17 protein-coding genes and 2 pseudogenes are annotated in these 15,560 nt (G+C 64.5%); 14 read left to right on the plus strand and 5 right to left on the minus strand.

The window, feature by feature from the left end; translation table 11 throughout:
• Position 1 precedes the first annotated feature (1 nt).
• The 4 genes and pseudogenes from HUI96_RS18175 to HUI96_RS29105 form a co-directional block, all read right to left on the minus strand.
• Positions 2 to 897, minus strand: a pseudogene (locus HUI96_RS18175) (ABC transporter permease subunit).
• Positions 898 to 911: 14 nt separating this feature from the next.
• Positions 912 to 1,795, minus strand: a pseudogene (locus HUI96_RS18180) (carbohydrate ABC transporter permease).
• A gap of 73 nt (positions 1,796 to 1,868) precedes the next feature.
• A complete protein-coding gene (locus tag HUI96_RS18185) occupies positions 1,869 to 2,417 on the minus strand; it encodes an extracellular solute-binding protein (RefSeq protein WP_188256088.1) in 549 nt (182 codons plus the stop codon).
• Positions 2,418 to 2,449: 32 nt separating this feature from the next.
• On the minus strand, positions 2,450 to 3,040 hold the full coding sequence (locus HUI96_RS29105) for a hypothetical protein (RefSeq protein ID WP_210320218.1): 591 nt from the start codon (positions 3,038 to 3,040) through the stop codon (positions 2,450 to 2,452).
• On the opposite strand from HUI96_RS29105, the gene HUI96_RS18195 reads away from it, so the two are divergent.
• Complete coding sequence (locus tag HUI96_RS18195; RefSeq protein ID WP_188256090.1) at positions 3,030 to 3,959, plus strand: sugar phosphate isomerase/epimerase family protein; 930 nt, start codon at positions 3,030 to 3,032, stop codon at positions 3,957 to 3,959. The two genes, HUI96_RS29105 and HUI96_RS18195, sit on opposite strands and share 11 nt — an antisense overlap.
• A gap of 60 nt (positions 3,960 to 4,019) precedes the next feature.
• Here the strand turns inward: HUI96_RS18195 and phnF are convergent, their stop codons facing one another.
• The gene (phnF, locus tag HUI96_RS18200) at positions 4,020 to 4,793 is read right to left on the minus strand and encodes a phosphonate metabolism transcriptional regulator PhnF (RefSeq protein ID WP_188256091.1); all 774 of its coding nucleotides are present in this window, start codon (positions 4,791 to 4,793) and stop codon (positions 4,020 to 4,022) included.
• A 99-nt stretch (positions 4,794 to 4,892) separates the two neighbouring features.
• Here phnF and phnG point away from each other — a divergent pair, with 99 nt between their 5' ends.
• From phnG to phnN, 13 genes are all read left to right on the plus strand, one after another.
• Positions 4,893 to 5,348, plus strand: coding sequence for a phosphonate C-P lyase system protein PhnG (gene phnG, locus HUI96_RS18205; protein WP_188256092.1), 456 nt, complete (start codon positions 4,893 to 4,895; stop codon positions 5,346 to 5,348).
• Positions 5,348 to 5,962 carry a phosphonate C-P lyase system protein PhnH gene (gene phnH / locus HUI96_RS18210; RefSeq protein ID WP_188256093.1) on the plus strand — a complete coding sequence of 205 codons (615 nt, stop codon included), beginning with the start codon at positions 5,348 to 5,350 and terminating at the stop codon, positions 5,960 to 5,962. The genes phnG and phnH overlap by 1 nt, the downstream gene beginning before the upstream one ends.
• Before the next feature lie 3 nt (positions 5,963 to 5,965).
• Positions 5,966 to 7,066 carry a carbon-phosphorus lyase complex subunit PhnI gene (locus HUI96_RS18215; RefSeq protein WP_188256094.1) on the plus strand — a complete coding sequence of 367 codons (1,101 nt, stop codon included), beginning with the start codon at positions 5,966 to 5,968 and terminating at the stop codon, positions 7,064 to 7,066.
• Positions 7,063 to 7,965, plus strand: coding sequence for an alpha-D-ribose 1-methylphosphonate 5-phosphate C-P-lyase PhnJ (locus HUI96_RS18220; protein WP_188256095.1), 903 nt, complete (start codon positions 7,063 to 7,065; stop codon positions 7,963 to 7,965). Before HUI96_RS18215 ends, HUI96_RS18220 begins: the two co-directional genes overlap by 4 nt.
• Complete coding sequence (phnK, locus tag HUI96_RS18225; protein WP_188256096.1) at positions 7,965 to 8,744, plus strand: phosphonate C-P lyase system protein PhnK; 780 nt, start codon at positions 7,965 to 7,967, stop codon at positions 8,742 to 8,744. The genes HUI96_RS18220 and phnK overlap by 1 nt, the downstream gene beginning before the upstream one ends.
• A 9-nt stretch (positions 8,745 to 8,753) precedes the next feature.
• A complete protein-coding gene (gene phnL, locus HUI96_RS18230) occupies positions 8,754 to 9,461 on the plus strand; it encodes a phosphonate C-P lyase system protein PhnL (RefSeq protein ID WP_188256097.1) in 708 nt (235 codons plus the stop codon).
• A gap of 2 nt (positions 9,462 to 9,463) precedes the next feature.
• Complete coding sequence (locus HUI96_RS18235) at positions 9,464 to 10,099, plus strand: DapH/DapD/GlmU-related protein (protein WP_188256098.1); 636 nt, start codon at positions 9,464 to 9,466, stop codon at positions 10,097 to 10,099.
• 175 nt (positions 10,100 to 10,274) lie between these two features.
• The gene (gene phnC, locus HUI96_RS18240) at positions 10,275 to 11,114 is read left to right on the plus strand and encodes a phosphonate ABC transporter ATP-binding protein (protein WP_188256099.1); all 840 of its coding nucleotides are present in this window, start codon (positions 10,275 to 10,277) and stop codon (positions 11,112 to 11,114) included.
• Between the two features lie 44 nt (positions 11,115 to 11,158).
• Positions 11,159 to 12,148: a phosphonate ABC transporter substrate-binding protein gene (phnD, locus tag HUI96_RS18245; RefSeq protein WP_188256100.1), complete on the plus strand. Its 990-nt coding sequence runs from the start codon at positions 11,159 to 11,161 to the stop codon at positions 12,146 to 12,148.
• A 77-nt stretch (positions 12,149 to 12,225) separates the two neighbouring features.
• A complete protein-coding gene (gene phnE, locus HUI96_RS18250; protein ID WP_188256101.1) occupies positions 12,226 to 13,044 on the plus strand; it encodes a phosphonate ABC transporter, permease protein PhnE in 819 nt (272 codons plus the stop codon).
• Positions 13,044 to 13,748, plus strand: a complete 705-nt coding sequence (locus tag HUI96_RS18255) for a DUF1045 domain-containing protein (protein ID WP_188256102.1) — start codon at positions 13,044 to 13,046, stop codon at positions 13,746 to 13,748. Before phnE ends, HUI96_RS18255 begins: the two co-directional genes overlap by 1 nt.
• 1 nt (position 13,749) lies before the next feature.
• On the plus strand, positions 13,750 to 14,886 hold the full coding sequence (locus HUI96_RS18260; protein WP_188256103.1) for an alpha-D-ribose 1-methylphosphonate 5-triphosphate diphosphatase: 1,137 nt from the start codon (positions 13,750 to 13,752) through the stop codon (positions 14,884 to 14,886).
• Positions 14,837 to 15,481: a phosphonate metabolism protein/1,5-bisphosphokinase (PRPP-forming) PhnN gene (phnN, locus tag HUI96_RS18265; RefSeq protein ID WP_425299231.1), complete on the plus strand. Its 645-nt coding sequence runs from the start codon at positions 14,837 to 14,839 to the stop codon at positions 15,479 to 15,481. Before HUI96_RS18260 ends, phnN begins: the two co-directional genes overlap by 50 nt.
• The last annotated feature ends 79 nt before the right edge of the window (positions 15,482 to 15,560 follow it).

Consider the following 15,560-nt stretch of genomic DNA (forward strand, 5'->3'; position numbering starts at 1 on the left):
CCTACTTGTCGGTCGAGATGAGGCCGCGCACGAACCAGCGTTGCAGCAGGAGGGTGACGAGGACGGGCGGCGCCAGCACGATCAGGTTGGCCGCCATCGCCGTGTTCCAGATCGGTGGCGAGCCGAACAGCGGTCCCGGCACCACCTTCTGCAACTGCATGGTGGCGGTTGCGTAATTGGCGTGATCGGTGACGATCAGCAGCGGCCACAGATACTGGTTCCACGACCAGACGAACATGATGGTGGCGAGCGCCGCCATATTGGTCTTGGAGAGCGGCAGCAGCACTTCGAGAAAGAAGCGGATCGGCCCGGCACCGTCCATCTTGGCTGCCTCTGCGAGTTCGTCCGGCACCGTCAGGAAGAACTGGCGGTAGAGAATGTGCCGGTCGCAGTCGCCACCAGCGGCAGGATCAACCCCGAATAGGAGTTGAGCAGGTTCCATTCTGGCAGGCTGACGCTGAGACCGACGGTGTTCAGGATCGACTCGAACGGCCCCAGCGCATTGGCGGCGACCGCATAGGTCGGCACGATGCGCACTTCCAGCGGCAGCATCAGGGTGATGAAGATCAGCCAGAACATCAGCATCCGCAGGCGGTAGCTGAAATAGACGATGGAGAAAGCCGAGAGTGCGGCGATCGCAATCTTGCCGGCTGTCACCCCGCCCGCGACGATGAAGGAGTTGATCATCACGCGGCCGAAATTGCCCTGGTTCCAGGCGAGGGTCAGGTTTTCGATCAGGTGCGAGCCGGGCCAGAGCGGCATCGGCACCTGATTGACGGTATGGAGATCGTGGCTGGCGGCCACGAAGACGACCCAAAGCGGCATCAGCAGCGCGATGAGGCTGAGGACGAGGATCGCCTGGGTGATGAAATCGAGAACGGGCGTGCGTTCGATCATGGCGTCTGTCTCCGTCAGCTGTAATGAACGCGCCGCTCGATGTAGCGGAACTGCACGAAGGTGAGCGCTACGATCAGCACCATCAGCACGATCGACTGGGCGGCGGCGAGCGAGTAGTCCTTGCCCATGAAGCCGTCGGTGTAGATCTTGTAGACCATCAGGTCGGTCGCACGGGCTGGCCCGCCGCCGGTGGTGATGTCGACGATGCCGAACGAGTTGACGAAACTGTCGGTGATGTTGATCACGATAGGAAGAACAGCGTCGGCGTGATCAGCGGCAGTTGCAGATCCCACATGCGGCGCAAAACGCCGGCCCCGTCCATCGCGCCCGCCTCGCTCATTGTGCGCGGGATCGACTGAAGGGCGGCAAGGAAGAAGATGAAGTTGTAGCCGACGAGGCTCCACGCCTGCGCGAAAATGATCAGCAGCAGCGCGTCGAAGCCGTCGAGAGCCGGATTCCACAAGCCGGGATAAAGCTTGTTGATCGCGGAGACGAAGCCCGCATCCGGCGAGAAGATGAAGCGGAAGGCAAGTCCGACCGCGGGTGCGGCCAGCGCATAGGGCAAGAAGAAGGTGAACTTGTAGGCCTGGTAGCCGGGAAGCTGCCGGTCGACGAACAGCGCCAGCAGCATAGCGATCGCCAGCGACAGCACGGTCGACGCGACGGCGAAAAGCAGCGAGACGCGCACCGAGTTCCAGTATTTCGGATCGTTGAAGACGTTTTCGAAATTGTAGAGGCCGACCCAGTCATTGCCGCCGCCGAAGGGGCGTTCCAGCGTGAAGGCCCAGTAGAGGGCTTCGCCGGTCGGCCAGTAGAAGAAGACGAACACTAGCAGTATCTGCGGCAGGATCAGCGCAGCCGCCAGCCATGTGTTCGAGAAGGTGACGCGCTTTTCCAAGACCCTCGCTCCTGTCCACGATAGCGAGAGAGACGCCGCGAACGGCGTCTCCCCGTTTCAGTTCAGGACGCGATCACGGCAGGTCGGCGCCGCGATAGGTCTGCTCGTACCGGCGCAGAACCTGATTGGAGCGGTCAGCGGCATCGTTGAGCGCGGTCTGCAGGTCCTTCTGGCCGGTGAAGGCAGCTTCCATCTCGGCGCGGAGTTCGGCGCGGATGGTGGTGAAGTTGCCAAGACGGATGCCGCGCGACAGCGGGGTCACGTCCGAAGCCGTCAGCGACTCGATCGCAACCTCACGACCCTCGTACTTGTCCTGCTCGTAGAAGCCTTCAGCCTTGAGCAGTTCGAAGCCGGCCTTGGTCGCCGGGATGTAACCGGTGTTTTCGACGATGAACTTCTCGCCCGTGTCCGGAGCGGTGACGTAGGCCATGAACGCGGCAGCCGCTTCGTATTCCTCCTTCGACTTGCCTTCCATGGTCCACAGCGAAGCGCCGCCGACGATGGAATTGGTGCGCTTGCCTTCCTCGATAACCGGCATCGCCACATCCCAGCTGAGGCCTTCGGCCTGGGTCTGCTTGATCACGCCGTGGTTTGCGATCACAAGACCGCTTTCGTCGACCATATGCAGAGCTTCAAGGATTGGATGGACACCGGCTACGCGCGCATCCAGACCAACCAGGTCGGCAAGAACCTGATCCAGGCGTTCGCCGACGGCTCCTGTGCGGCGACCACCACCTCGCCCCGAACCTCGCCCCAGCGCGTGCAAATCTCGTTGCCGCGCAACGACCAGCGCCCGAAATCACGCTGCCGCTGCGGCCTGTCGACCGTCATCTCGGCGACACCATTGGGCAACTGCACCAGATAACCATGCCTCCAGCCGGCCTCTTCCCACCAGGCGATCTGCTTGCCGACCAGTTCGTCGGCGATCTCCCTGTTGTCGAGATTCTTGAGATCGGCGGCAGAAGCGGCCGAAACAAGGGATACCAGAAACGCGGCACCGGAAAGCAGCGAGCGGAAGAACATCCCGCATTCTCCAGAAACCAGAATTGCAGATGACGGTTTGATGACGATCAGATGACATTTGCCGGCTGCTGTCGAGCCTTCGCCGCATCGAATGGTGCGGGCGCTTTCCACCGGCGATGTCAGATGCCCGTCATGGAATGTGGTGATGCTCTCGCCGGACGGACCGGGCGAGGTGCCCGCCGCCGCAACAATCACACTGAGGAATGGAACTATGCTGGCCAATGGTGCTTTGGGCACGGGCATTTCAGCCCACAAGCGGGCGAACGATCTTTCCGATTTCGGCGACGAACTCGATATGATCGAGGAACTGGGCGTCGAGGCAATCGAACTGCCGACCTACGACATGGATATCGTGGTGGGCGGCAGGATCCGCCGGCCGCAGATGGAAGCGCTACGCCGCGCCTGCGCCGGCCGCGACGTGATCTATTCCGTCCATGGACCTCTTTCCATCAACTTCATGGACGAGGCTTGGCGTCTGCCTCGGCACATGGAAGCGCTGAAGGCGTCACTCGAAGTGGCGGCCGAGGTCGGCGCCGAGCACTACGTCATCCACTCCGGCCTGCTGCGGCAGCAGCAGGGCGAAGGCCACGAATCCGCCTATATGCGTCAGCGCGAATGGCTGTCGAAGGCCGGTGACGTGGCAAGGGAAAATGGCCTGCTGCTTTGCGTCGAGACCCTGTTTGCAGGCTACGATGGCAAGGCGATGGCGACGTCCGCCTCGCGTCTGGCGCGCGAACTGGCGGCCATCGCACATCCGAACGTGCTCGCCACGCTCGACTTCAGCCACGCCTTGCTCAAGCTCGACTATGACGGCCGCCGCGACGATTTCCTCTCCGAGATCAAGGCGCTCGCGCCGTGGTCCAAGCACCTGCATATCCATGACAGCTTCGGCCGTCAGGACGACATCTGGATGTTCACCGATGGCGAGCGCGTCGCCTACGGTCACGGCGACCTGCACCTGCCGGTCGGCTGGGGCGACATTCCGTGGGACCGCATCGTCGAAGAATGCGAATTCCCCGAAGGCGTGCTGTTCAATATCGAGTTGAAGGAGCGCTACTGGTACGCCGCGCAGGAGACGGTCGAGGCCACCAAGGCACTCGCACAAGCCGCGCGGACCGCACCCCGGGCAATTGCTGCGTAAATCAGATGATGGCGGCGGGGCACCGCTCCGCCGCCGTCAACAGCATGCTGTTTGGATCCGTTACGAACCAAGTTGTGGCCCCTCGAAGGTTGCTCCATCACCTCGGATGACGAGTTCGACGCGATCGGCGGGAAATCGGGTTACGGAATATTGAATCGGCACACCGGAGAGGTCGCTGTTCATCGCGCGGGTAACGATGACGATGGCACCGGGAGCGAGTTGCAGTTCCTGCGTGTCGCTCTCGTCGGCATGCCGTGCCTCCACACCGGTCGAGGCGCGGCGATAATCCGTCACCCCACAGGCCTCGAGGGCCTCGGTCATGGAGCCGACCCTGGAATAGACATCGGCAATGCCCGGGAACCGTGCCTCGCTGAACCATGACGTCGAGCGGGACACTGGAACTCCATCGGCATTCCCGAGCGTCTCGATACGGATCGTCCGATCTCCCGGCTCGAGCCCAAGGGCAAAGGCGATCGGATCAGCCGCCGTTTCGATCGACGAACTGAGCATCTCGCTGCGCGTCTCGTGCGCCTGGTCACTCAAGCCGGCCGAAAAACGCGTGCGTTCGCCGATCGGATAGACGAGCCGCTTCTGGCGGCGGACAAAAGTGCCCCGGCCCTGCTGCGACCGGAGCACGCCTTCGTGCGCCAGCGCGGAAATGGCAGCGCGGATGGTGTGGCGGTTGACGCCGAAGCGTTGCGCAAGCTCCGCTTCGGGCGGCAGGCGGCCAGTCTCGTCGGCCAGCCCTGTCGCGATCCCCTGCCTGATGCCGTCGGCAATCTGCCGCCACAGGGCGACGCCGACGCCCCTCTGCAGTGCACTCCGCTTCGCCATGGATGCCTCCGGCCGTTCTGTCATCTGCCCGTCATCGAGACCCGCTAGGCATAGATAACTTGTCCACTTGTCTAGAACAATGGACGAATTGGAAGGCGCATGACCAGTGAAACCCACACCGAAGCACGCAGGCGGCGCATGTCCGTCCTTGCGCGCTGCAACAGCAATCGGCTCCACGAGCTTTGGGACAAGCTCAGGCTTGAGCCCGCGCACAAGACACTGCGAGGACCGGAATCGGGATTGATCATGCTGCGCGGACGCATCGGCGGCACGGGCGAGCCCTTCAATATCGGCGAAGCGACCGTCACCCGCGCCAGTGTCAAGCTGGAGGACGGAACGGTTGGCCACGCCATCGCTCTCGGCCGCGATGGTGCCAAGGCGCGCATCTCCGCCTTGATCGATGCGCTCTGCCAGACGATGGAGGCTGCGGTCCTTATCGACGCCGAGTTGATCGCGCCGATTAGCCAGGAACTCGATTGCGACGACGAGAAGCGCAGGCAGCAGACCGCCGCGACGCGGGTCGACTTCTTCACCATGGTGCGCGGAGAAGACTGATGGACGCCGCTGTGACACACGCGTTCGAGGGCGGCTTCGCCGAGCCGGTTCTGGATGCGCAGGCGACGTTTCGCGCCGTGATGGATGCGATGGCGCGCCCGGCCCGCATCATCGAAGTCGCGCCGCGCGCGGCTCCTCCGGCATCGCTCTCGCCTCTGGTCGGCGCGATCGCCTGCACGCTGATCGACGCCGACACGCCGATGTGGCTCGACCCACGCCTCGGCGAGAGTGAAGCTGTTCGGGCCTGGCTCTCTTTCCATACCGGTGCGCGGCTGGCGGCAGCGCCGGCCGAAGCGGCCTTCGCGTTGATCGCAGATCCCGGCGAGATGCCGCCGCTCGACCGCTTCGCGCAGGGCACCCAGGAATATCCGGACCGCTCGGCCACGCTCATCCTGCAACTCGACAGCCTCGAAGGCGGCGCGCCGCTCACCTTCCACGGCCCCGGCATCAAGGGTGAAGCGACCATCGCACCCGTCAGCCTGCCTGCCGATTTCGTCCGCCAATGGACCGAAAACACGAAGCGTTTTCCGCGCGGCGTCGATCTGATCCTCTCTGCCGGCGAAGCCCTCGCCTGCCTGCCGCGCTCGGCGCGCCTGATCGAAGTGGAGGTTTGAACGATGTATGTTGCGGTGAAGGGCGGCGAAGCCGCCATCGACAACGCGCACCGGCTACTGGCGGACCGCCGCCGCGGCGACCGCTCCGTGCCGACGCTCGGCCTCGACCAGATCGCAGAGCAGTTCGCGCTTAGCGTCGACCGGGTCATGAGCGAAGGCTCGCTTTACGACCGCCGGCTTGCCGCGCTGGCCATCAAGCAGGCGCGCGGCGATCTCATCGAAGCGATCTTCCTGGTGCGCGCCTACCGCACAACGCTGCCGCGTTTCGGCCACAGCGAGCCAGTGGACACCGGCGCAATGCAGGTCGAGCGGCGCATCTCCGCCTGCTTCAAAGATCTGCCAGGCGGCCAACTGCTCGGCCCCACCTTCGATTACACGCATCGTCTGCTCGATGACGAACTGGATGGCGATCCGGCGGTGGAGCCCGGTGCGCTGCGCGACGGTGCGGCCGAGCCGGCCACCCAGATCGCCGACATCCTCGGCGGCGAAGGGTTGATCGAGGAAGATCCGCTCGCCCCGGGCGAGCCCGGTGACATCAACCAGACGCCGATGGAGTTTCCGCTGTCGCGCGCCATGCGGCTGCAGAGCCTGTCCCGCGGCGACGAAGGTTTTTTGCTGGCGCTCGGCTACTCGACGCAGCGCGGCTACGCCCGCTCGCATCCATTCGTAGGCGAGATCCGGATCGGCGAGGTCGAGGTCGAGGTGTTCGTTCCCGAGCTTGGCTTCGCTGTGCCGGTCGGCCGGGTGCAGTTGACCGAATGCCAGATGGTGAACCAGTTCAAGGGTTCGGCCAAGACCCCGCCGCAGTTCACGCGGGGCTACGGCCTCGTCTTCGGCCAGTCAGAGCGCAAGGCGATGGCTATGTCGCTCTGCGACCGGGCGCTGCGCGCCGAGGAACTGGGCGAGGACATCGTCGCTCCGCCGCAGGACCAGGAATTTGTGATCTCGCACTGCGACAACGTGCAGGCGACCGGCTTCGTCGAGCACCTGAAACTGCCCCACTACGTCGACTTCCAGGCCGAGCTCGGTCTCGTGCGCACGATGCGCGCCGAATACGAGGCCACGCGGAACGAGGACGTGGAAATCCGGGAGGCCGCGGAATGACCGCAGCGACCTACAACTTCGCCTATCTGGACGAACAGACCAAGCGCATGATCCGGCGCGCGATACTGAAGGGCATCGCCATCCCCGGCTACCAGGTGCCCTTCGCCAGCCGCGAAATGCCAATGCCCTACGGCTGGGGTACCGGCGGCGTGCAGGTGACGGCAGCGATCCTCGGGCCGGACGACGTGCTCAAGGTCATCGACCAGGGCGCGGACGACACCACCAATGCCGTGTCGATCCGGAAATTCTTCCAGCGCGTTGCGGGTATCGAGACGACCACCAACACGGCGGATGCGACCATCATCCAGACCCGCCACCGCATCCCGGAGACGCCGCTGCAGGAGGGCCAGGTGCTCGTCTACCAGGTGCCGATCCCCGAGCCGCTGCGCTTCCTCGAGCCGCGCGAGACAGAAACGCGAAAAATGCATGCGCTCGAAGAATACGGACTGATGCACGTCAAGCTCTACGAGGATATCGCCCGCAACGGCCACATCGCGACGACCTACGCCTATCCAGTCAAGGTCGAGGGCCGCTACGTGATGGACCCCTCGCCGACGCCGAAATTCGACAATCCGAAGATGCATATGTCGGAGGCGCTTCAGCTCTTCGGGGCGGGCCGCGAGAAGCGCATCTATGCGCTCCCGCCGCACACCGACGTCGTAAGCCTCGACTTCGAGGATCATCCCTTCGAGGTGCAGCGCTTCGACCGACCCTGCGCGCTCTGCGGCGCCGAGCAGGTCTATCTCGACGAGGTCGTGCTCGATGACCGTGGCGGGCGGATGTTCGTCTGCTCCGACAGCGATCATTGCGAGACGCGACAGGCGGAAGGGTTCCGGGGCGAGTTGGCGGGGGAGAAGCTCGACGCCTCTACCTCCGACAGAACAGAGGAAGTTATCTGATGGACAGAGATCTTCCCCTCCTCTCCGTCCGCTCCGTGACAAAGTCCTACGGCGCGCGCATCGGCTGCGCCGACGTCAGCTTCGATGTCTGGCCGGGCGAGGTCGTGGCCATCGTCGGCGAGTCCGGCTCAGGCAAGACGACGCTGCTCAACTGCATCTCGACGCGGCTCGAGCCGACTGCCGGCACGGTTTCGTACCGAATGCGCGACGGCGAGATGCGCGACCTCTACCGCCTCGGCGAAGCTGAGCGGCGTTTCCTGCTGCGCACCGACTGGGGTTTCGTCCACCAAAATCCGGCCGACGGGCTGCGGATGACGGTCTCTGCCGGCGCCAATGTCGGCGAACGGCTGATGGCTGTCGGCCAGCGCCACTACGGCAATATTCGCGCTACGGCCACCGACTGGCTCGGCCGCGTCGAGATCGGCGCCGACCGCATCGATGACCAGCCGCGCTCCTTCTCGGGCGGCATGCGCCAGCGCTTGCAGATCGCACGCAATCTCGTCACCGCGCCGCGCCTCGTCTTCATGGACGAGCCGACCGGCGGCCTCGACGTCTCGGTGCAGGCGCGCCTGCTCGATCTCCTACGCGGGCTTGTCCACGATCTCGGGCTCGCCGTCATCATCGTCACCCACGACCTCGCGGTCGCCCGGCTGCTGTCGCACCGCATGATCGTGATGAAGGACGGCCGCGTCGTCGAGCACGGCCTGACCGACCGCCTGCTGGACGATCCGCAGGCGCCCTACACGCAGCTTCTCGTCTCTTCCATCCTTCAGGTCTGAGGCCGCACCATGTCCCCCGTCCTCACCGTCTCCGGTCTGGCAAAGACCTTCACCATGCATCTGCGCGGCGGCATCGAGCTGCCGGTCATCGCCAATGCGGGCTTCGCTCTGCACGCGGGCACTTGCGCCGTCCTCGGCGGCCGGTCCGGCGCCGGCAAGAGCTCGATCCTGAAGATGCTCTACGGCAATTACGCCGCGAGCGGCGGTTCGATACCTGTTCGCCATCGTGGCGCGGAGATCGACCTCGCCTCGGCCGATCCGCGAACCGTGCTGGACATACGCCGCGAGACGATCGGCTATGTCAGCCAGTTCCTGCGCGTCGTACCGCGCGTCGGCGCGCTTGATATCGTCGCCGAGCCGCTCGTCGAGCGCGGCATGGATCGCGATGAGGCGGCCCGCCGGGCGGCCGATCTGCTCGCGCGGCTGAACCTGCCTGAACGTCTCTGGAGCCTGCCGCCCGCCACCTTTTCCGGCGGCGAGCAGCAGCGCGTCAACATTGCACGCGGCTTCATCACCGAGCACCCGATCCTGCTTCTGGACGAGCCGACGGCATCCCTTGATGCGGCGAACCGCGCGGTGGTGGTCGAGATGATCGCTGAGAAGAAGCGCGCCGGGGCAGCACTGCTCGGCATCTTCCATGACACCGATGTGCGCAATGCCGTCGCCGACATCGTCATCGACGTGACCAGCTTTGCGCCCGACAAGAAGGCAGCCTGACCATGGCGCGGCTCTCCGAAACCCCTGTCGTGCACGAGACCGGCCGTCTCGAGAACTGCAGCCTCGGCCGCTACACCGAAGTGGCCGAAGGCAGCCGCCTCGTCGAGACCGAACTCGGCGACTACTCCTATGTGATGGAGAATTTTCAGAGCTGGTGCGTCACCATCGGCAAGTTCTCCAACATCGCGGCATCGGTGCGCATCAATGCGACGCATCATCCGATGTCGCGCGCAACCCTGCATCACTTCACCTATCGCGCCTCAGACTATTTCGATGATGCCGAGCACGAGGCCGATTTCTTTGCCGCGCGCCGGGCGAAGCGCGTCCATATCGGACATGACACCTGGATCGGGCATGGCGCGACGATCCTGCCCGGTGTCACGATTGGCGACGGTGCCGTGGTCGGCGCGGGGTCGGTGGTCACGAAGGACGTGCCGCCCTACGCCATCGTCGCCGGCGTGCCGGCGAAGATCATCCGCAAGCGATTCCCCGATCAGATCGCCGAGCGAATGCAGGCGCTCGCCTGGTGGGACTGGCCTCACGAGCGGCTGCGGGCCGCGCTCGACGACTTCCGCCATCTGAGCGCCGAGGCTTTCCTTGAGCGATACGAGGGCGCCATCCGACGGCCGCAGCTGTGAATCGTCACGGAACTGACATCTCACTGACAAGGGAGCTTCATCCAGCGGCGCTAGGGAGGTGACCGCCACTGTCGAGTTCCGGAAAGTCACGGGCAGGCTCGATTGGGCGTGTGCGAGCAACGCTCGCCCGACGAGAGCCGATCTTATTTCAGCAATCTACGGAAGGAGCGATCAGATGACCGCCATTTCGATCCGAAACCTTTCCAAAAACTTCGGCAACAAGCGCGCGCTCGACAATGTCAGCCTCGACATTGAGCGTGGAGAGATGGTCGCGCTGATCGGCGCGTCGGGCTCCGGCAAGAGCACGCTGATCCGGCACATCTGCGGCCTTGAGCTCGGCCACTCTGGACAGGGGAAGGTGGACGTCCTCGGCAGCGCCATTCAGGACAGCGGCAGGCTGACGGCCCGCGCACGTCAGATGCGCCGCAACATCGGTGTCGTGTTCCAGCAGTTCAACCTGGTCGGCCGCCTTTCCGTGCTGTCCAACGTCCTGCTCGGCAATCTCGGGCGCATCCCATCATGGCGGGGTACGCTCGGCCTGTTCACCGCCGAGGAGAAGCGCGCCGCGCGCGATGCGCTTGCGCGGGTGGGCATTCCGGAGGTGGCTTGGCAGCGTGCCTCGACCCTCTCCGGCGGCCAGCAGCAGCGCGCGGCGATCGCCCGGACCCTCGTCCAGCGTTCCGACATCCTGCTCGCCGACGAACCGATCGCTTCGCTCGACCCTTCTTCGGCCCGCCGGGTCATGGAGATCCTCGCAGCCGTCAACCGCGACGAGCAGATCACCTGCGTCGTGTCGCTCCACCAGGTGGAGTATGCGCGCCGCTACTGCCCGCGCACCGTCGCGCTGCGCAACGGCCGCATCGTCTACGACGGCCCCTCGTCCGAACTGACCAACCAGATGCTGGTCGAACTCTACGGAGCAAACTCCGAGGAACTGATTTTGCCGGAGGCGCCAGTGCAGCCGGTGAAACCGAAACGCGTCGTCGAGCCACGACACGTTCCGGCCTTTGCTTGAAACCAGGTCAACACTTTCATCCAAGCCAAACAGGGAAGCTTGTCATGAACGCAGTTCTGAGGGGTGCGGCAGCCGTCGCGCTCGCCGTCACTTTCACGGCCAACGCGCTCGCCGAAGAAATCAACTTCGGCATTATCTCCACCGAATCCCAGCAGAACCTGAAGTCCAAATGGGAGCCGCTGCTGGCCGACCTCAGCGAGAAGACCGGCCTCGAGGTGAAGCCGTTCTTCGCCTCTGACTATGCCGGCGTCATCGAAGGCATGCGCTTCGGCAAAGTCCAGCTTGCCTGGTACGGCAACAAGTCCGCCATGGAAGCCGTCGACCGCGCCGACGGCGAGGTCTTCGCCCAGACCGTGAGCGTCGAGGGCGAACCCGGCTACTGGTCAGTCATCCTGGCGCCGAAGGACAGCAAGCTGAACTCTGTCGAAGATCTGCTGAAGTGCGACAAGTCCGTCAATTTCGGCCTCGGCGACCCGAATTCCACTTCCGGTTTCCTCGTTCCGACGACCTTCGTCTTCGCCGCGAACAATGTCGAGCCGAAAGACTGCTTCAAGAACGTCACCAACGCCAATCACGAGACGAATGCGATGGCGGTGGCTAACGGTCAGCTCGACGCGGCCGCCAACAACACCGAGAACCTCACCCTGCTGGAGAAGAACAACCCGGCAGCCTTCGCCAAGGTGAAGGTGATCTGGAAGTCGCCGCTGATCCCGTCCGACCCGATCGTGTGGCGCAAGGACCTACCGGAGGAGACCAAGGCCAAGATCAAGGATTTCTTCCTGACCTACGGCACCGACCAGTCGAGGGGCGACGTGGCGCAGGAGAAGGAAGTGCTGGCCGGCCTCGAATGGGCCCCCTTCAAGCCCTCCACCAACGACCAGTTGCTGCCCATCCGCGTGATGGAACTCAGCAAGAGCATCGCCAAGATCAAGGGCGACGCCTCGCTCTCGGAAGCTGACAAGCAGGCCCAGGTCGAGAAACTCGAGGCGCAGAAGGCCGAGTTCGAAGAGAAACTGAAGGCCAACCAGAGCTGATCAGCAACCATCGTGAGGGCGTCGGGCTTGAACATCCGGCGCCCTTCCCTGCCGGCCGTCCTATCGAGACCCGTAAGATGAACCAGACCGCAAACGTCGCCCGCACTGGGCAGAGCCGACCCGAAGTCGAGCGCGACTGGAGCCGGACGATCTGGACGGCGCTGACCTGGACCGTGCTCGCCGTGCTCCTCGCCTGGAGTTGGGCTCCGACCGAGATGTCGCGCTGGACGTTGCTGTTCACCGATGCCGGCAACATGGCGGAATATGCCAGCGGCTTCACCCGCCCGGATTTTTCCGAGTGGCGCTACTATCTCGAGGAGATGATCGTCACCGTCCAGATCGCGGTCTGGGGGACGTTCCTCGCCGCGGCCTTCGCGGTGCCGTTCGGGATCCTGTCGGCCCGCAACATTGCGCCCTGGTACATCGTCCAGCCGGTGCGCCGGCTGATGGACGGCTGCCGCTCCATCCATGAAATGGTCTTTGCCGTGCTTTTCGTGGTCGCCGTCGGCCTGGGCCCGTTTGCGGGGATCATGGCGCTGTTCGTTCACACGACGGGCATCCTGGCGAAACTCTTCTCGGAAGCCGTCGAGGCGATCGATCCCCGTCCGGTCGAGGCGATCCGCGCGACCGGAGCGACACGGGTCCAGGAGGTCGTGTTCGGTGTCGTGCCGCAGGTGATGCCGCTCTGGATTTCCTATGCGCTCTACCGCTTCGAGTCCAACGTGCGCGCCGCAACCGTGCTCGGCGTCATCGGCGCCGGCGGCATAGGCCAGGTGCTGTTCGAGTCCATCCGCGGTTTCTATTACCCGCAGGCTTCGGCCATGCTCATCATCATGCTGGTGACCGTGTCGCTCATCGACGTCCTGTCGCAACAGTTGCGGAAGCTGTTCCTCTGATGCGCTACGCCGTCTATTTTACGCCTGCGGCCGACGATCCACTGACGCTCGCCGCACAGTCCTGGCTTGGCCGAAACGCCGGCACCGGCGAGTCTGTCGCAGCGCCGGTGCCGGCCGGGTTTACCGATGCCGAGTTCCGCCGGATAACCGAAGATCCGCGCCGCTACGGTTTTCATGCCACGCTGGTCGCCCCTTTCGGGCTGAACGAGGGGACGACGCACGACGACCTTACCCGCGCTGCGGATGCTTTCGCAGAAGGCTTCAGGCCCTTTTCGATACCTGCGCTCAAGCTCTCGCTGATCGGCAACTTCTTTGCCTTGACGCCGGTCGAAAGCCGGGAAGTCGACGCGCTCGCATCGGCAGCGGTCGACCATTTCGGCCCGTTGCGCGCGCCGCTGACCCCCGCCGAGATCGAGCGTCGGCGCCCGGGTCTGCTCACGCCCCGGCAGCGCGACTACCTCGACCGCTTCGGCTATCCCTATGTGAAGGACGAGTTCCGCTTCCATATGACTCTGACCGGCTCGCTCGACCGGGACACCGCAGCCCGTGTCGAGTTGGCCCTGCAGGCCCATTTCGCTCCGCTGCTCGATCGGGCCGTCGCTGTCGATGCCATAGCGCTCTTTGTGGAGCCGGAGCCCGGCGCCCCTTTCACCGTCCACTCGATCCATCCGTTCGGCGCTTCGCCCGCCAAAAGGTCCGACTGACATGCCCCAAGAACTTACCCTCACCAATGCACGGATCGTTCTCGACGACGAGGTCATCGCCGGCTCTGTCGTCATTCGCGACGGGCTGATCGCAGCGATCGACACCGGCCACTCCCGTCGCGGCGAGGATATGGAGGGCGACCACCTGATCCCCGGGCTGGTGGAACTCCATACCGACCATCTCGAGTCCCACTACAGCCCGCGCCCCGGCGTCGTTTGGGACAGCATCGCCGCCCTACAGGCGCATGATGCCCAGGTCGCCGGCTCGGGCATCACCACCGTGTTCGACTGCCTGCGCCTGGGTTCGGACGAGGACGGCGGCTACAAGCGCGGCGAGATGCGCGCCATAGCCGATGCGATCGAGACGGCCAATGCCGAGGATCGCCTGCGCGCCAGCCACCTCATTCATCTCCGCTGCGAAGTGTCCGCCGCCGACGTCCTCGACCACTTCGAGGATTTTCGCGATGATCCGCAGGTGAGGCTTGCCTCGCTCATGGATCATGCACCCGGACAGCGGCAGTTCCAGACGCTCGAGGCCTACACGCTCTACTACAAGAAGAAGCGCGGTCTGAATGACGCCGAGTTCCAGCGCTTCGTCGAGCGGCGTATCGCGGAATCGGAGCGCTACGCCGGGCCGCATCGCAAGGCGATCGCCGAAGCATGCAGCGAACGCGGCATCGCGATCGCCAGCCATGACGACGCCACTCTCGACCATGTCGAGGAATCGAAGGGTTTTGGGGTGCGGCTCGCAGAATTCCCGACGAGCATGGAGGCTGCGAAAGCCTCTCACGAAGCGGGAATGGCCGTGTTGATGGGCGCGCCCAATGTGGTGCGCGGCAAGTCCCATTCCGGCAACGTTTCGGCCAAGGCATTGGCTGACGCTCGCGTGCTCGACGTCCTGTCGTCAGACTACGTGCCGTTCAGCCTCATCCATGCGCCGTTCATGCTGGCCGACGCTGCCGGCATGACGCTGCCCGAGAGCATCCGGCTGGTGACGGCCACGCCGGCCCGGGCGGTCGGTCTCGAAGACCGCGGGCGGATAGGGATCGGCCTGCGCGCCGACCTCGTGCGCGTGCGCCGCAGTTCGGGTGTTCCGGTGGTGCGCTCGGTCTGGCGCGAGGGCCGTCGCGTTGCCTGAGGCAAGCGCGGCTCAGGCGCCGGCCCAAGGGGAGCGGGGCGTCCTGCTTGCGGTGGTGGGCCCGAGCGGCGCCGGCAAGGACAGCCTGATGGCTCACGCCCGCGAGCGACTGGGTGATGATCCGTCGGTGCTCTTCGTCCGACGCGTGATAACCCGGAGCGCCGTGCCTTCGGCCGAAGACCACGATGCACTGACTGCAGAAGCGTTTGCCGAGGCGCAGTCTTCCGGGATGTTCGCGGTTACGTGGCAGGCGCACGGCCTGCACTACGGGATCCCTGCCGAAGTGCACCAGCACTTGGCGGCCGGAGGAGTGGCCGTGGTCAACGGCTCGCGCGCCGCGCTGCGCGAGATACATTCGGCCTTCGAACACGTGGTCACGGTGCAAATCACCTGCAATCCGGCGGTCCTGGCGAGCCGCCTGGCCGCGCGTGGGCGCGAAAGCCAGGCAGAGATCGAGCAGCGCCTTTCGCGCGCAGCTAGTGTGCCGTCTGATTGCACCGGCGATGTGATCGAGATCGACAACAGCGGCGAGTTCACCGTCGCCGGCAGTAAGTTCGTAGAGATCATCTTGCAGTGCATTCGGCGCAGATCATGATCCCTGACCTTGCCCCCAAGTTTTATCCAGTTTTGAGTTCGCTCCAGCGGTTTTTGGTTGCGGTATATGGGGCGGTAGC

This window comes from Pseudaminobacter soli (ex Zhang et al. 2022) (assembly GCF_014595955.1).
Taxonomy (GTDB): domain Bacteria; phylum Pseudomonadota; class Alphaproteobacteria; order Rhizobiales; family Rhizobiaceae; genus Kumtagia; species Kumtagia pseudosoli.

Bases quoted from the DNA above. Each gene is read 5' to 3' on its own strand.
- phnE (WP_188256101.1), top strand. From the start codon at position 12,226: ATGAACCAGACCGCAAACGTCGCCCGCACTGGGCAGAGCCGACCCGAA.
- phnK (WP_188256096.1), top strand. From the start codon at position 7,965: ATGGACAGAGATCTTCCCCTCCTCTCCGTCCGCTCCGTGACAAAGTCC.
- HUI96_RS18195 (WP_188256090.1), top strand. From the start codon at position 3,030: ATGCTGGCCAATGGTGCTTTGGGCACGGGCATTTCAGCCCACAAGCGG.
- phnG (WP_188256092.1), top strand. From the start codon at position 4,893: ATGACCAGTGAAACCCACACCGAAGCACGCAGGCGGCGCATGTCCGTC.
- HUI96_RS18255 (WP_188256102.1), top strand. From the start codon at position 13,044: ATGCGCTACGCCGTCTATTTTACGCCTGCGGCCGACGATCCACTGACG.
- phnC (WP_188256099.1), top strand. From the start codon at position 10,275: ATGACCGCCATTTCGATCCGAAACCTTTCCAAAAACTTCGGCAACAAG.
- HUI96_RS18260 (WP_188256103.1), top strand. From the start codon at position 13,750: ATGCCCCAAGAACTTACCCTCACCAATGCACGGATCGTTCTCGACGAC.
- HUI96_RS18220 (WP_188256095.1), top strand. From the start codon at position 7,063: ATGACCGCAGCGACCTACAACTTCGCCTATCTGGACGAACAGACCAAG.
- HUI96_RS18235 (WP_188256098.1), top strand. From the start codon at position 9,464: ATGGCGCGGCTCTCCGAAACCCCTGTCGTGCACGAGACCGGCCGTCTC.
- HUI96_RS18185 (WP_188256088.1), bottom strand. From the start codon at position 2,417: ATGGTCGACGAAAGCGGTCTTGTGATCGCAAACCACGGCGTGATCAAG.
- phnH (WP_188256093.1), top strand. From the start codon at position 5,348: ATGGACGCCGCTGTGACACACGCGTTCGAGGGCGGCTTCGCCGAGCCG.
- phnL (WP_188256097.1), top strand. From the start codon at position 8,754: ATGTCCCCCGTCCTCACCGTCTCCGGTCTGGCAAAGACCTTCACCATG.
- HUI96_RS18215 (WP_188256094.1), top strand. From the start codon at position 5,966: ATGTATGTTGCGGTGAAGGGCGGCGAAGCCGCCATCGACAACGCGCAC.
- phnF (WP_188256091.1), bottom strand. From the start codon at position 4,793: ATGGCGAAGCGGAGTGCACTGCAGAGGGGCGTCGGCGTCGCCCTGTGG.
- phnD (WP_188256100.1), top strand. From the start codon at position 11,159: ATGAACGCAGTTCTGAGGGGTGCGGCAGCCGTCGCGCTCGCCGTCACT.